The organism is Sphingomonas sp. IC-11 (assembly GCF_021043365.1).
GTDB lineage: Bacteria > Pseudomonadota > Alphaproteobacteria > Sphingomonadales > Sphingomonadaceae > Sphingomonas.
Map to the genome: position 1 here is coordinate 1,763,102 of NZ_JAJNDU010000001.1, position 15,355 is coordinate 1,778,456.

At 64.6% G+C, this 15,355-nt stretch carries 12 protein-coding genes; 9 read left to right on the top strand and 3 right to left on the bottom strand.

Annotated elements, in window-relative coordinates:
* Positions 1–87 precede the first annotated feature (87 nt).
* From LQ954_RS08480 to LQ954_RS08490, 3 genes are all read left to right on the top strand, one after another.
* A complete protein-coding gene (locus tag LQ954_RS08480; RefSeq protein ID WP_231022651.1) occupies positions 88–1,449 on the top strand; it encodes an O-antigen ligase family protein in 1,362 nt (453 codons plus the stop codon).
* A 36-nt stretch (positions 1,450–1,485) separates the two neighbouring features.
* Entirely contained in the window at positions 1,486–2,889 is a 1,404-nt protein-coding gene (locus LQ954_RS08485; RefSeq protein ID WP_231022652.1) for an oligosaccharide flippase family protein, read from the top strand.
* A 107-nt stretch (positions 2,890–2,996) separates the two neighbouring features.
* Positions 2,997–4,343, top strand: a complete 1,347-nt coding sequence (locus LQ954_RS08490) for an nSTAND1 domain-containing NTPase (protein ID WP_231022653.1) — start codon at positions 2,997–2,999, stop codon at positions 4,341–4,343.
* A gap of 600 nt (positions 4,344–4,943) precedes the next feature.
* Here the strand turns inward: LQ954_RS08490 and LQ954_RS08495 are convergent.
* The 3 genes from LQ954_RS08495 to LQ954_RS08505 are packed head-to-tail and all read right to left on the bottom strand — an operon-like array spanning position 4,944 to position 7,966.
* Positions 4,944–5,810, bottom strand: a complete 867-nt coding sequence (locus LQ954_RS08495) for a CpsD/CapB family tyrosine-protein kinase (RefSeq protein WP_231022654.1) — start codon at positions 5,808–5,810, stop codon at positions 4,944–4,946.
* Positions 5,807–7,135, bottom strand: coding sequence for a GumC family protein (locus LQ954_RS08500; protein ID WP_231022752.1), 1,329 nt, complete (start codon positions 7,133–7,135; stop codon positions 5,807–5,809). The genes LQ954_RS08495 and LQ954_RS08500 overlap by 4 nt, the downstream gene beginning before the upstream one ends.
* 12 nt (positions 7,136–7,147) lie before the next feature.
* Entirely contained in the window at positions 7,148–7,966 is an 819-nt protein-coding gene (locus tag LQ954_RS08505) for an SLBB domain-containing protein (protein WP_231022655.1), read from the bottom strand.
* A gap of 337 nt (positions 7,967–8,303) precedes the next feature.
* Here LQ954_RS08505 and LQ954_RS08510 point away from each other — a divergent pair, with 337 nt between their 5' ends.
* From LQ954_RS08510 to LQ954_RS08535, 6 genes are all read left to right on the top strand, one after another.
* Entirely contained in the window at positions 8,304–10,244 is a 1,941-nt protein-coding gene (locus tag LQ954_RS08510; protein WP_231022656.1) for a right-handed parallel beta-helix repeat-containing protein, read from the top strand.
* A 221-nt stretch (positions 10,245–10,465) separates the two neighbouring features.
* Positions 10,466–11,035 (top strand): CHAP domain-containing protein, encoded by a 570-nt coding sequence (locus LQ954_RS08515; protein WP_231022657.1) that lies wholly within the window; start codon positions 10,466–10,468, stop codon positions 11,033–11,035.
* 163 nt (positions 11,036–11,198) lie between these two features.
* Positions 11,199–12,500 carry an MgtC/SapB family protein gene (locus LQ954_RS08520; RefSeq protein WP_231022658.1) on the top strand — a complete coding sequence of 434 codons (1,302 nt, stop codon included), beginning with the start codon at positions 11,199–11,201 and terminating at the stop codon, positions 12,498–12,500.
* A 184-nt stretch (positions 12,501–12,684) separates the two neighbouring features.
* On the top strand, positions 12,685–13,068 hold the full coding sequence (locus tag LQ954_RS08525) for a c-type cytochrome (RefSeq protein ID WP_227769883.1): 384 nt from the start codon (positions 12,685–12,687) through the stop codon (positions 13,066–13,068).
* Between the two features lie 67 nt (positions 13,069–13,135).
* Positions 13,136–13,612, top strand: a complete 477-nt coding sequence (locus LQ954_RS08530) for an NUDIX domain-containing protein (RefSeq protein WP_231022659.1) — start codon at positions 13,136–13,138, stop codon at positions 13,610–13,612.
* A gap of 195 nt (positions 13,613–13,807) precedes the next feature.
* On the top strand, positions 13,808–15,328 hold the full coding sequence (locus LQ954_RS08535) for a flavin-containing monooxygenase (RefSeq protein WP_231022660.1): 1,521 nt from the start codon (positions 13,808–13,810) through the stop codon (positions 15,326–15,328).
* Positions 15,329–15,355 lie beyond the last annotated feature (27 nt).

Here is a 15,355-nt window from a genome sequence, read left to right on the forward strand (position 1 = left end):
ACGCCGCTGATGTCGGTTATGGCTGAGCATCTCGGATCCGTGCACACACGGGCCGGGCCCAAGGTGGCCCTACGTCGTGGGCGCCTCGTGCGAGTTTCCACGCCCGCACCGGGGACACCCGCCCCTTTCCCGGAGGCGCAGCTCACGCCGGTGCCGCAATTGGCCCTGCGTACCAGAGCGGCCATCGTGCTGTTCGTCGCCGCGCTGTTCCTGCCATCGGTGTATTTCATCGGGCCCGTCGTGCTCTCGCCCGCGCTGCTTTACCTGGCCTTGGCCTTCCTCCCTTTGCTCGCCTTCTGGCTGATGGGTCACGCCGGCCCGCGCCTCGCGACTGACATGCTGGTGCTCGCCTTCGCGGGATGGGCCTTCCTCACCCGCTTCGTACAGCTGGACGTCGCTGCTGCGTTGGAGCCGGCCGGCGTCGTGCTGCTTCAGACAGCTGGCGCCTATATCGCCGGCCGCGTGCTCGCCCAGAATGCAGCGGCGACCCGACTGGTGTTCGCCACGGCGATCACCGGCGTTGCCCTGATGTTGCCGTTTCTCCTGTGGGAATCGGTTACTGGCGCGAAACCGCTGCTCGATGTCGCCGCACTGTTCGGCAAGACGCTGCTGCCGACGCAAATGGACCCGCGCTGGGGCTTTCAGCGCGCCCAGGGGGTTTTCGAACATCCCATTCTGCTCGGCATGTTTGTCGCCACCCTCGTCTCGGCGGCCACGTTCATGTTCCACGGGCGGCGCGGCCGGATGATGCGGTGGCTAGCCGCGCCCGCGGTTGTACTCTCGGCCATGACCTCGCTGTCGACCGGCGCCTTGCTCAGCATGAATATCCAGTTCGGCCTGATGCTGTGGAACGCGGTTCTGCGGCACGTGAAGAAGCGATGGGCGATCCTCATCTGGCTGGTGATCGCGCTTTACGTCACCGCCGATCTGCTGTCGGACCGCACGCCGTTTCACCTGTTTGTCGACTATGCGACGTTCAGCGCCCAGAGCTCGTACAATCGCATCCTCATCTGGCAATATGGCTCGGCCGCGGTCATGGACTCGCCGCTCCTTGGCCATGTGACGGACGATTGGGATCGACCGGCGTTCATGCACGCCAGCATGGACAATTTCTGGCTGGTTATCGCCTACCGCTATGGGCTGCCAGGATTTGCCCTTCTTGCCGCCGCCTTCATCCTGACGATCTGGCGGATCGCTCATCATCCGGACGCTGATGAACAGGGTCGTGACATGCGCCGGGCGGTCATTTTCTCGCTTGTTGCCACCATGATCGCCGCGGTCAGCGTTCATCTCTGGAACAACAGCTACATATGGCTGATGTTCATGCTGGGGGCCGTGGCGTGGATGACGCGCACGGACGCAGGCATTGCCGAATGCCCATCGGGCTCTCCTGCCGATCAACAGCCGACGGAAAGCCGGCATGCTCGCCTGCGCCGGCTCGGCTTCTGAACAGGACCGATCCCTAATGAGGAACTGCCAGCAGTGATGCTCCGGTCCGGTACGATCGTCCTGGTTGCCAATGTGGTCGATGTCGCAGCGGTCCTCCTCCGCAACATCATCCTTGCGCGCCTTTTGCCCGTCGAACAGTTCGGCCTCGCCGCGACCTTTTCGATCCTGATGACCATGATCGAAACCTTCCAGAACGTGGGGCTGAACCGGCTCGTGGTGCAGGACTCACGCGCCGAGGATCCACATTTTCTCGCCAGCCTTCACGGCGCGCAGATCGGCGTCAGCGTTGCCGCGGCCCTGTTGCTGGCCGCGTTCGCCTATCCCTTCGCACTTGCCATGGGCACACCGGCGCTCACTTCCGCGTATCTGCTGCTTGCGCTGGTTCCGCTGGCGAACGCCTTCGGCAATCTCGAGACATTCCGGATGCAGCGGCACGGCAAGTTCGGGCCGCAGGTGCGCCGCGCATTGCTCTCGCAGCCGATCGGGCTTCTCGCGATCTTACCTGGCTATTGGTGGCTCGGCGATCACCGCGCAGCCCTCGTCTCCATCATCGCTCAGCAATGGGCGGCAGTGGTCCTCACCCATGTTCACGTGCGTCCAGCCTTCCGCGTCGCCTTCGACCGCATGGTTTGGCAGACCGCCGCTGCTTTCGGCTGGCCCCTGATCGCTAACGGCCTCCTCATGTTCCTTATTCTGAACGGGGACCGGATCATCGTTCTTCACCGCTTCGGGCCGGCCGCGCTTGGCTGGTTCAGCGCGGCAGTGATGCTTACGCTCACGCCTGCCAACCTGATCGCCAAGTCGCTGCAGACGGTGACGCTGCCTCCTCTTTCCCGCGCCCGCTCGAATACCGGTGCCTTCCAGCGCATCTACGACCGCTGCTGTAGCGCAACCGCGCTGGCCGCTCTTGCCAGCATCCTGGGCGCCTTGTTGCTCGGCAAGGTCATCATCGCCTTGCTCTTCGGCGAGAAGTTCATGCCCGCGGCGGGCTTCCTCACCGCTCTAGCCTGCATGAATGCGCTTCGCCTCCTCCGTGTGGCGCCGACGATTGCGGCCATGGCGCATGGCGAGACCCGCAATCCGCTCTACGCGAACCTGGTGCGAGCGCTTGGCGTACCGCTCGCAATGGCTGCGGCCACTCTCACCGGCGCAATCGGGCCGATGATCCTCGCCGGCATCCTCGCCGAACTGGCCGGTGCCACCCTCGCTGGCGAATTGGCCCACCGACGTGCCGGGATCGACGGCGCCCGTTACCGACAGCTTCTCCTGTTGTTGACGCTCTGTCTTGCGGCCGCGCTGATGGTGACGTGGGGCAGCGGCTATGGCTGGCTCCTTCTCCTCCCGCTTGCCACGCTGCTTCTCGGGCGTTGCGCTGCCAGGCTCGACCTTTCGGCTGCCCTACAAGTCTTTCGCGCGACGCCGACGTCCCGGCGCGGCTAACTTCCCACCTGTTCGGTGGAAGATACCGCCAAGGTGGACCCATTCCCTTGCCGGCCGGCGCTCACGCGACCCATGACAAGTGTCGAACCACCGGAAGGGCGCGCGACATGAACTGGTTTTCTTCCTTCTTCGGCAAGCGGGAAGAGGATGTCGCCCAGGATGTCACCGCGCCCGCGGACGTCGTCCTTGCGCCGCCGCCTTCTGTCGAAACCAGGGACCGCCCTTTGCCTCGGTTCCGGGGCACTGCCGCTGATCAGCTTCGTTCCGGCACACGGCTGCATGATCGCATTCGCCTGCAATTGCGCCAGGCATTCACGCCCGCCCGCCCGATCATGAATCCGGCGATGCTGGCCGGGCGGACTGACCTGCTGAGAACAATGATCCGCGCGATCGAGGACCAATATCTGCATGTCATCCTCTTCGGCCCGCGCGGGATCGGCAAGACTTCCCTCCTTCACGTGCTGTGCGGGATCGCGCAGGAATCGCGCTACGTCGTCCGCTACATCTCCTGTGGTGAGCGGACGAGCTTCGATGGCTTGTTCCGGTCGGTGATGGCGGATGTACCGCTGCTGTTTCACGCCAATTACGATCCCACCGCTGCGGAGATCGAGGAGGGGCTCTCCTTCGCCGATCTGCTGGATGATCGCCCGGTCACGGTTGACCGCGCCAGCGACATTCTGGGCAAGGTCGCGGGCACGCGGCTGCTGATCGTGCTCGACGAGTTCGACCGCGCGGGTGACGCCGATTTTCGCCGTTCGGTGGCCGAACTGATCAAGAACGTCTCCGATCGCGGTAGCCGGGTGCAGCTTGTCATCGCCGGGGTCGCCCAGAACCTTACCGAAATCGTCGAGCATGTGCCTTCGATCCGGCGGAACATCCTTGGCCTGCGCGTTCCGAACATGACGCCGGACGACATCGCGGAGCTCATCAGCAATGGGCAACAAGCGAGTGGAATGACGTTCACTCCAAAGGCATTGCAGCTCATCAGCCTGGCGGCACTCGGCCTGCCCTATCTCGCCAGTCTCGTCGGGCAACACGCCGGGTTCGCCGCGCTCGACCGGCAATCCACGACGATTGACCATACCGACGTAGATCGCGGCATTGGTCAGGTTCTCGATCATCTCGACTTACGCATCGCGCCCGACGTGCGGCAGCGGATGGAGCAGGCCCTTCGTGCCGGGCAGGAGCACCTGCTGGGCCGCCTCGCGCAAGTCGCACTCGCCAACAGCTTTCGTCTTCCGTCGGATGAGATCGATCGAGAACTGAACAATCTGCGTCCGGGAAATCCGGCCAATACAGCCGAGGCGTTGGCGGCACTGAAAGACCAATACCGCCTGCTCACCGCCGTCTCCGACGACCCAACGGGAGCGCTGAGCTTCGTCGACGACGGCGTGCCGCTGTACCTCTGGGTAAGGCTCATGCACGGACACAGCCGCGGCAATCGCGCGGGCTAAGCATACACCCGCATACCGCGCGAGTGTCGCCGGGGGCCTAAGCCCTCCCGCGCCTATGTCAGCCTGAACCGAAAGGCAGGCAGCAACGCCTCACTGGATCCTCGCCCACAAGTTCATCAGCACCACGTTGCGCGCCGAGCGACCGCGTAAGCGGCCAGTCGCGAACTCCCGCGCGGGGCAGCGGATCAGGTCGACCCACCTTCACCGCATTCGTCGCGCTTCCGACTTTGCTACGGAGCGATCAAAGGGGCTCGTCGCTTTCTCAAAGATGCCTCGGCTGGAACTGGTCGCCATCAACTGGCGCCAGCGTGCCCACGATCAGCGCCCAGATGTCACATCAACGCTCGGAAACGCACCGCTCGTCGCGCACCCCACGATCGACACGGCAGCCATGATGAACGTCGAATCCCTTCTAAGGATCTACCAAGCCGTCACACAAGCGCCGCCCATTCCGCAAATGCGTGATTTACCTCTGCTCGTGGGACTGACCTCGCTTGAACCCAGCGCCTGCGCAATCAACCGGGCCGCTGGCCCGCGCTCACCTTGGCGAACGTCCGGCTGACGCCGCCGCAACGGTGCCTGCGCCCTCGCGCACGCCTATCAAAAATCCGTGAGGAAGCTTCCCGCCAACTTGACCCGATCACTACTGAGCTCGTCCGCCGTTCTCTTCATGTCGGCCAGCAACGTCACGTCGCGGCGGGCGACGATCATCGCGTAGCGCACGCTCATCGCCACATGTCTCGCGTCAGTCGCGCCACCCGTCGCCGGCGCGTCCACGATCGTGAAATCAAACGATCGCATGCAGGCGTCCATGATGTCCTTGAAGCGGCGCTGCTGAGGGATAAGCCCAGCCGCTCCGAGGGTGAGCCCACCTGCAAACAGAACGGAAAGGTTCGGCCGAATGTCACGCCGGATCTCGTCCACGCGCCCGGCCGAATCCACCGTCAGCATTTCAGCAAGTCCGGCTACCCGATCTGCCGGCGCAATGAACTGGTGGACCGCTGGCCGCGTCAGGTTAGCGTCCACCAGCAATGTGTTGATGCCCGCCTGAGCGCAGGCCAGCGCGAGGTTTACGGCGACCGTGGTACAGCCGGAGCCGATCTTCGGGGAGCAAAGCGCCAGGCCGCGACGGCCATCCCCTATGTGTCTGGCAAGCAAGTACGTTTGCAACGATCGATAGCTTGCCGCTGCTGCTCCCTCGGGCGCAGACAAACACACAAGCCGGCGCGAAAAGGCATAACCCGGCCGTTCCCCATCCGACGCGCCGTCAGGTCGAAACGCATCTTGATTGGGCAACTGCCCAAACGGCGGCTCACCGGCGTAGGTCGTCGCCCCCGTCAAGCCCGCCTGGCGATCGCGCCTCTCGGCGCCGCTTCCCGCGTCTGCCGCCACGCTGCTTTGCTCCCCACCCGCGCCCGGCACGACATCGCTCAAGGCCGCAGCAGCCACATCGCTCGACGTGTTCATGCAATTGCCCTCCCGCCCGACCGTGATCTGAGAAGGTCAGGTAGGCGCCAGCCAGAGGAGGAACGCGGAAGCATTCCGATCACTGGCACTCCCGCCATGCTCAGGTCCTCGGGTCCACGAACGCGGCGGCGGATCAGCTCAAGCACAATGGCAGTCAGCACCCCCAGGACACCGCCTGCCGCCAACCCGCCTAGAATCAGCAGCCACCGGCCAGGCGTCACTGGCGCCCTCGGCACTGCTGCCGCGCCAAGCCTGCTGAACCCGGCCTCCGTGGATCGCGCCTGCAATTCGAACTCCGCCGCTCGCTGCATGGTTTTGGCCACTTGCTCGCGCAGCACCGTCACGTCGCCGGCGAGGCGCCGCGCCTCATCCACCAACCCGCGCTGGGCCAGAACCTTGCGCGTCTGCGCGCTCAAATCTCCACCTGCCGAGCCGACCGCCGCCGATGCATGGCTGGCCGCCCGCGCGCTCGCCAACTCGCGGCTCACCGCTGCGGAAAGCGCCGCGCGCTGTCGCTCGAGCGCAATGATGTCCGGATGATTGCGCCCCATCGATTGCCGCGCAGCCGCAAGCTGGGCATCCACCTGCGCCAGCTGCGTTGACGAGGGCGCAATCGCAGGAGCGGCCATGGCGGCCGGTGCCGCTGGCGCGCTGCTGGCGAGCGCGCGCAGCTTGGACGATTCGGCGTCCACATTGTCGTCCTGGAGCACGATGGTGTTGGCGCGCTCGAAGCTGGCCTTCCGCTGCTCTGCCGTGGCGAGGCGGCCTTTCAGCGTCTCGACCTGTCGTGAGAACCATCGTGCCTTGTGCGCCGCGTCCCGCCGCTTGCTGTCCAGCGCTTCGGCAATGAACGCGTCGCGAACAGCATCTGCACCGCGCCGAGCGGTCTCCGGGACGGTTGAGCTATAGGCAATCTCCAGCAGCGGACTGTTGCGGATCATGGTCGCCCGCGTTCGTTGGGACACGTCTTCGGCCAGCCAATCGCGCAACCCTGCCTGCTCTCCGGCGCTTACCGCGCGCTGATGGGCCGCGCGCAAGCTCGGCGATTGCGTCCAGCCGAAATGATCGACCACCCGCCGGGTCACCCGGGGGTCGCGCACGAGTTCAACCTGCGCCGCCAGGAACGTCTCCAGCGTGCGGGGCGGCAGCGTCTCCCCAGTGACGGGATCCGCCTTCAGCATGTCGACAACGATGCGGGAGCGCGCTTCGTAGCGCGAAGGCATCCACTTCGCCGCGATGGCGCCGGCCACTCCCCCGATCAGTGCCAGCAGGACGATCAGCCATGATCGCGCACGCAGCATGCGCAGGATCTGAATTGGAGACATGCTCACCAGGCCTCAGAAAAACCGTTCGCCGACCACGAGCACGTCGTCGGACCGCACGTCTTCGTTCAGACCGACCTTCAGCTCCTTGCCAGCACGAACCAGCTTCACCCGCTTGGCCGAACCAAGCGCTGTGAGGCCGCCGCCGCGCGCCAACGCCATCTGCACGGTCATAGGGCGCTCGATTGGGAAGGCTCCCGGCGTGTTCACCTGCCCATAGATGTAAAACGTCGGGGGCGGCACCACGAACACCTTGTCCCCCGATTCTACGCGCGGGTCCTGCGTGGCCGGCGCGGCGGCGATCGCGCGCAGCGACAATGACCGCGACGAGCCGTCCGGTCGGGTCAACACGATGGTGTCCGCCGTTGAGCGGACGCCACCTGCACGCGCCACGATCTCAGACAATCGATAAGCACGATCGATCGGCACCACCCCGGGCTGATTGACCTGCCCCAGCACGGTCACATAACGGCTGCCGAAGGTCGCGACGGATACGGTGACGACGGGATCCTCCAGGAAGTTGCCGCGCATCAATCGGGCGCGCAATTCATCCCGCAACTGAAGGGCCGTTCTCCCGGCCACGGGTACGACGCCCACGAATGGCAGCTGCACCGCGCCATCTTCCTGCACCTGCACGCGCGCGTTGAAGTCCGTCCGGCCAATTACCGCTGTTTCAATGACATCGCCCCGCCCGAACACATAGGGCGGTCGCTGGTCGATGATCCCTGAACTGCCGTCGGCGGCGGACTGCGCCGGATCGCTCTGCTGCGCCTGGGCGGGAGACCACGCGATTGCAATCGCACCAATGAAGAAGCGGGTCCATCCTTTTGCCATCGCGTCCCTCCCAGCATGACGAACACGACCGCAGTCGCGGACACTGCGAGGCAGTTCGATCCATAGTCGATCGATCCTTTTCGCCCTTCGTCATAGATTACGGGACCATTTCGTACGCTGTTTCTTCCCCTTCTCAACCTTTCGAACAGCCATTTACATCCAAAATGGATGAACATCTATCAACATCAGATCATTCTTTCTGACGCTGCTCTATGGAATGATCCGCTATAGTACTTGTCCTTAGCTATTCTTTAACCTTTCTTCTAAGGCTCCGGCCGCATCAGTCTCTGCATTGGAAGCCCGCGCCGTTACGCGGGATCTGAGGCAGGAACTTCTCATGGCAACGATAAGCGTCTCCACGGCTGCGGAACTGATGGCGGCTGCGGCACGCGCTCGGTCGGGCGATACGATCGCGCTGGCCGCTGGCAATTACGACAACGTCGTTCTGCGCAATATCAAGTTCGACGGTCCCGTGACGATCACCTCCGCTGCGCCGGGCGCACCCGCTGAGATCAACGGGCTGAAGGCGATCGGTGTCGAGAACCTCACGTTCCGCAACGTCGTGTTCGCAGACAAGGATGCGTCAACGCCTTACGATTTCGAGATCAAGAACGCGGCAAAGGTAAGCTTCGACGGGGTCGTCATTCGCGGCCAGGATGGCGAAGCGGGTTACCAGTCCAACGCCTTCATGGTGCGTGGCAGCCGCGATATCTCCGTCACCAATTCGGAAATCACGCACCTGCGTTACGGCATCAACATGCTCGACAACTCGGGCGTGACGCTCAAGGGCAATTATTTCCACGACATGCGTGCGGATGGCTTCCACGGCGGCGGCCTTTCCAACGTGCTCATTGCGGACAACGTCTTCACCGATTTTCATCCGGCAGCGGGCGACCATCCAGATGCCATCCAGTTCTGGACCGCCGGTCAGAAGGTCAGCGCCGAGAACATCACCATCACCGGCAACGTCATTCATCGCGGCGACGGTGCGGCGATCCAGGGCATCTTCATGGGCGACGAGACGGATGCCCTGCCCTACAAGAACGTCACCATTTCCGACAATCTGGTGGTCGGCGGCATGTACAACGGCATCCATGTCGAGCGTGCCGCAGGGCTCACCGTCACCGACAATATCGTGGCCGGCTATCTCGATCAGGCCTCGTGGATCCGGGTTGCGGACGTGACGGCGATGAGCGGCAACGTGGCGCAGTTGTACGTGATCGACGGCAAGACGGTGGAGCCGCCGCGCGGCAACGCGGTAACGCGTGCGATCTATGACGACGGCAGCGCGTTCGTCGGCAGCTGGCTGGCGGCGAACACCGACTGGGTTCGCTTCGCCCATGCCTCCCCCGTCCTGGGCGGTGTCGCGGATGAGCTTCGCCACCTCGCCGATCTCCCGCCCCCGCCGGTGCCGCTCACCCGCATCATGGGGACCGACGGCGCGGACCGGCTGACGGCAGCCGCGATCGGCGACAGCATCCTGTTCGGCGGCAAGGGCAATGACCAGCTGACCGGCGGCGACGGCCATACCCGCATGGAGGGCGGCGTTGGAGATGACATCTATTTCGTCCGGTCCGACCGGGACGTCGTGGTGGAGGAGCGCAACGCCGGCACCGACACCGTCTATGCTTCCATCGACTATCAGCTGCCCGACAACGTCGAAACGCTCCGCATGGTTGAACCCGGTCGCATCGGGCGCGGCAACGCGCTGGACAACCGGCTGGCGGGCACGGCCGGCACCGACATCCTCTACGGCGGCAAGGGCAATGACTCGATCCAGGGCATGGACGGCAACGACACGCTCTATGGTGAGGACGGGAAGGACAATCTGCACGGCGGTGCCGGAAACGACCTCATCTACGGCGGCAGCGGCGGTGACACGCTGATCGGCGGCGAAGGCAACGATAAGATCTGGGGCGGCGCTCAGGTGGACATCATCGAAGGCGGTGTCGGGAATGATGTCATGAGCGGCGGCGCTTGCGGCGATACCTTCCTGTTCCGTGACGAATCGTTCGGCGATCGCGACGTCATCACCGATTTCGCGAAGGGCGACCGGATCTCGCTGTCGCTGATGGATGCGAACCTCGGCACTGACGCGAACGATGCCTTCCGGTTCATCGGCACCGGCGCATTCACCGGGGCGGCCGGCGAATTGCGTTACGAACGCACCGGAGAGGGTGTGGTGTGCATGGCCGACATGACGGGAGATCGGGTGGCGGACCTCACCATCACGCTGGTCGGCGTCGATCACCTCACGGCTTCAGCCTTCCTCCTGTAAACTCCCCGAAAGCGGCCGGCAGCGATGTCGGCCGCTTGATTGGCGAATCGTCACCCGCTCACCGCTATGGCGATTCGCCATTGTTGAGCGGGTGGTACCGCTATTCACGAAATTCCCCGCCGTTTAGGCCTCGTTCCGCCGCATTGCCGGGGCGATCAACCCGGTGTTAACCGTGGTCGGCAACTGATCGCATGCATCGTTTGGGATAGTCGGAAGGCGTGATGAAGCGCTCCTCTCTTGCTATTATCGCAGCCTGCGCGTGCGCCCTTGCCGCACCTGCGCAAGCCCGTTCGCTGCTCGATTACGTGGGCCAGTGCGTGCCCTTCGCTCGCCAGGCCTCCGGCATCCAGATCTATGGCGACGCGTGGACCTGGTGGGATCAGGCTCAGGATCGTTACAGCCGTGGTGAGCAACCGCGCGTTGGCTCCGTGATCGCCTTCGCTCGTCAGGCCCGTCTGCCGCTCGGACACGTGGCGGTGGTCAGTCGCATCGTCGAATCGCGCGTTCTGATGCTCACCCATGCCAATTGGTCGCGGTTCGATGGGGAGCGCGGGCATGCGGAGCAGGACGTCACCGTCTTCGACGTCAGCAAGGACAATGACTGGAGCGAAGTGAAGGTCTGGTTCCGCGATTCCAACGGGCTGGGTGGGACCGTCTACAAGGTGCACGGCTTCATCTACGCGCCCGGCCGCCCGCACGAAAACCTCACGTCCACGAGCCCGGACTATGTCGGCGCGCTGATCGATGCGTACGTCCCGGGTGCTGGCGCTGGATCGCGCGCCGTCCGCTGACCGATCAGGCGTGAATGAACGCGGGGCGCATCCCGCCGTTTGTCAGCCAGCTTCTTCTTTCCTAGTAACATCTGGCACTCGCCGGGCCGAAGAGGTCTCGCGCCGCCATGACGTCCTGGGAAGGGAACAGCATCGATGAGCATGGATCCCGCACCTTGCTGCCATGAACCCGCGCTCCGCTTCACCGGGCCATGCCCGCGCTGAACGGAACAAGGGCGTGGAGTTGGAACAACAGTCCGTGGCGCTCGCCGGCGCGCTTGCGTGCGGCATCCTGATCGGCATCGAACGGGGCTGGACTCAGCGTCACGAGGCGCCGGGAACGCGCATCGCCGGCATCAGGACTTTCGCACTTCTGTCGCTGGTCGGCGGGGTGGCAGGCCTGATCGCGACGTCGGGCGCAGCCCTCGTGTCCGCCATGCTGGTCCTCGGAGCGGCCGCTGTTCTCCTGTTCGGCTATTCGCGAATCTTATTGGAACGCCGCGACTCCACCACCGCCGTGGCGGCGCTGCTGGTGGTCGGGCTTGGCTTTCTGGCCGGCTCCGGCAGCCTCGGCGTTGCGCTGGCCGCCGCTGCGGCGGCGGTGCTGATCCTCGCCCTGCGCGAGGAGCTTCACGGGTGGGTCAACCGGCTCGACTCCCATGACGTGAAGGCCCTTGCCCGCTTCGCCGTCATCGCGCTCGCCATTCTCCCCTTCTTGCCGGATCGCGCGATGGGGCCGTTCGACGCGTGGAACCCGGCCAATCTCTGGTGGGTGATCATCGCGGTCACCGGCTTTTCCTTTGCCGGTTATATCGCGAACCGGATCTTCGGCGCACGCCATGGCACCATCGCCACCGCGATCATCGGCGGCGCCTATTCGTCGACCGCGGTCACGCAGTCACTCGCGCAAAGGCTGGGACAGGACGAGCGGACCGGGGCCGAGGCCGCGGGCATCGCCCTGGCTAGCGCCGTCATGTACTTGCGCGTTCTGATCCTGGTCGCCGCGCTCGCCACGCGTTTGTTCGCGGCCTTCGCCATTCTGGTGGCGCCGGCGCTTCTGGTCGCTGGCCTTGCGGGATGGTGGCTGTACCGGCGCGCGCCTGCCGCCGCTGCGCCGCCCGCCCCGGGCAACCCGATTGCGTTGCTGCCCGCGCTGGGCTTCGTCGGCTTCGTCGCCATTGCGGCCGTTGCGGCTCGTTGGGCAGAGGGCCAGCTCGGCGGTCAGGGCATCGCCGTGCTGCTGTTCGTGATGGGCGCGGTGGATGTTGATGCCTCGATCATCACTGCCGGCGGCTTGCCGGCCAGCGCCATCACGGCCGAGCTTGCCGCCATTGCCATCGGCGGCACGATCATCGCGAACATGGCGGTGAAGATCGGCGTCACCCTGGCCTATGCAGGCCGCCACGGCAGGATTGCCGCCCTGGCGTTGGCCGCCAGCACCGCCACCCTCATCATATCACTGCTGGTCGGCTGGCTCGTTCTTTAAGTGCGCGCTCCGCTCTGCTGGTCGCTGATCACGGCCCTTCAAAGATACGCAATGTTACTAGGTTCGGCGCACCGGCAGACGCCGTATCCCGGCGCAGGTCTGGGCCATCTGCTCGGTGCGCGCTCAACTCTGGTGCCGGCGTCACGCAGGATCGTGTGACCGCCGCTCGCCTTCGGAGGGTATAATGAAAATCCTTGCCCTGCTCCCCATCCCTTTCCTCCTCGCGGCCTGTCAGGTCGAGGGGCCCAGGGAAACGGCAGGAAATTCGATGATCGCGCAAGGCAGAGCGCTCGCGCAGGCCAACTGCAGCGGATGCCACGCGATCGGCCCCTCGGGAACGTCGAACTATTCCGAGGCTCCGACCTTCTCGACGCTCGTCAACCAAAAGGGCGCAACAGCAGAAACGCTGTCGGCATGGTTGCGGGAAGCGCACAACTATCCCCAGGAAATGGATCTCTACCTGCTTCCGCCGCAGGCAGACGCGCTCGCCGCTTATATGCTGACGCTGAAGCAAGGCGGTCATCATCAGTCGCGCACCCCGACGGACGGAGCCACAACCAACGAATAGCGTCGTCGCTATGCCCAAAGCAGCCGGCGGCCCTTCTATCGCCGGCGCAATGCGATAGCCTGCCCTCATGTCCCGAACTTCCCAGCGCCCGCGCAGCGCCGCGATCCTCCTGTACCGCCGCACCGGCGACGTGCCGCAGGTGCTGCTGGTTCACCCGGGAGGGCCCTTCTGGCGCAATCGCTGGCGCGGCTGGTGGCAGCTTCCCAAGGGCATGATCGAGCCCGGTGAGGAAGCGCTTGCCGCGGCTCGCCGCGAGTTCGCGGAGGAACTGGGATCGCCCTGCGTGGGAGCGGCGTCGCCGCTCGGCGAGGTAACGCAGGCAGCCGGAAAGCGCGTGGTCGCGTTCGCGGTGGAGGGCGACCTCGATCCCTCGACCATCGCCGGCGCTCAGTTCACGGTCGAGTGGCCACCGCGCAGCGGCGTGTCCGCCAGCTTTCCCGAAGTCGACGCCGCCCGCTGGTTCTCGCTCGAAGAGGCCGCGGACGAGATGCTCCCCAGCCAACGCCCCTTCCTGGACCGCCTCCTACCGTTACTCGCCTCATGAAAGGCGCCCCGTCGTTACCGGCGGGCAAGCACTCCGCCCGGCGCGACGACCGGCCGGCGACATCCATATCCGTAAACCCCCGGATAACCGCTCTCCCGCGGTCTTAGTACCCCAGCACGATCCCGCACCGATCCAGCGGCGGACAGAACATGCCGCAAGGTCGGAGGTCACACGGGCCAGGATAGGAGATGGAGGATGATCGCGGTGGGGGAAACCAGGGAAAGTGACGCTGCCGTGGGCAGTGATGCTGAAGGCCTGAACGTCGACGTGCTGATCGTCGGCGCCGGCATTTCCGGGATCGGGTCGGCATTCCACCTGCAAGACCAATGCCCGGGCAAGAGCTATCTGATCTTGGAGGCCAAGGAGTCCTTCGGTGGCACTTGGCACACCCATCAATATCCGGGCGTCCGCTCGGACTCCGATCTCTACACCTTCGGCTATCGATTCAAACCGTGGGTCGGCGCGCCGATCGCGAGCGGATCGGAGATCCTCAAATATCTGAATGAAGTGATCGCCGAGAACGGCATCGACAAGAACATCCGCTACGGTCACCGGATCACCGCCTGCCACTGGTCCAGCGCGCAGAACCGCTGGACTGTCGAGGCGCTCAGGCTCGCCGACCATGTCCCGGTCGTGCTGACCGCCCGCTTTTTGTGGATGTGCCAGGGCTATTACGATCACGAGCGGCCCTACGTCCCCGATTGGCCGGGGCGTTCAACCTATGGCGGCGTCTTCCAGCACGCCCAGCTTTGGGATCCCGCAACCGACTGTGCCGGAAAGCGGGTGCTCGTCATCGGCTCCGGCGCAACGGCGGCCACGCTCGTCCCCGCGCTTGCGAAAGAGGCGGAGCACGTCACCATGCTCCAGCGATCGCCGACCTATTTCTACTGCTCGCCAAACCGCAACGAACTGGCCGATCGCCTGCGCGAAATCGGCATAGACGAGCCTACTATTCACCGCGTGGTCCGCGCCCAGATCAGCCATGATCAGGACGTGATGACGAGGCGCTGCATGGAGGAGCCGGACACGGTCTTCGAGGAGTTGAAGGCGGCGATCCGCACCTATGCCGGCGAAGATTTCGAGATCGGGCCGGAGTTCACGCCCAAATATCGCGTCTGGCAACAGCGTCTGGCGTTCTGCCCCGAGGGCGACCTCTTTCAGGCGGTTCGCGACGGCAAGGTGGACGTCGTCACCGACCAGATCGAGCGCTTCACTGAAACGGGTGTGGTGACGATGTCGGGTCGAGCGATCGACGCCGACGTGATCATCGCCGCAACCGGCTTCCGCCTGCTGATGATGGGCAACATTTTGTGCGACGTGGACGGGCGTCCCGTCGATTGGCACGAAACGGTCACCTACCGGGGCATGATGTTTACCGGCGTGCCGAACATGGCCTGGGTCATGGGCTATTTCCGCGCGAGCTGGACGTTGCGCGTGGATCTGCTCGCCGACTTCGTCTGCCGACTTCTCCGGCACATGGATGAACAGGGCGCCGAGCGCGTCGAGGTTCAGCTGGGACCCGACGACGCCGGCATGCCATTGCTGCCCTGGATCGACAGCGAGAACTTCAATCCGGGCTATCTTCTCCGCGGCCTCGATCAGATGCCTCTACGCGGCGACAAGCCCGAATGGATGCACAATCAGGATTATTGGCGCGAACGCGAAGAGATCCCGGCCATCAACCTGGATGGCCCCGAATTCCGCTACGCGACGTGACCGCCCGGGCCGGGATCGGACTGGGTT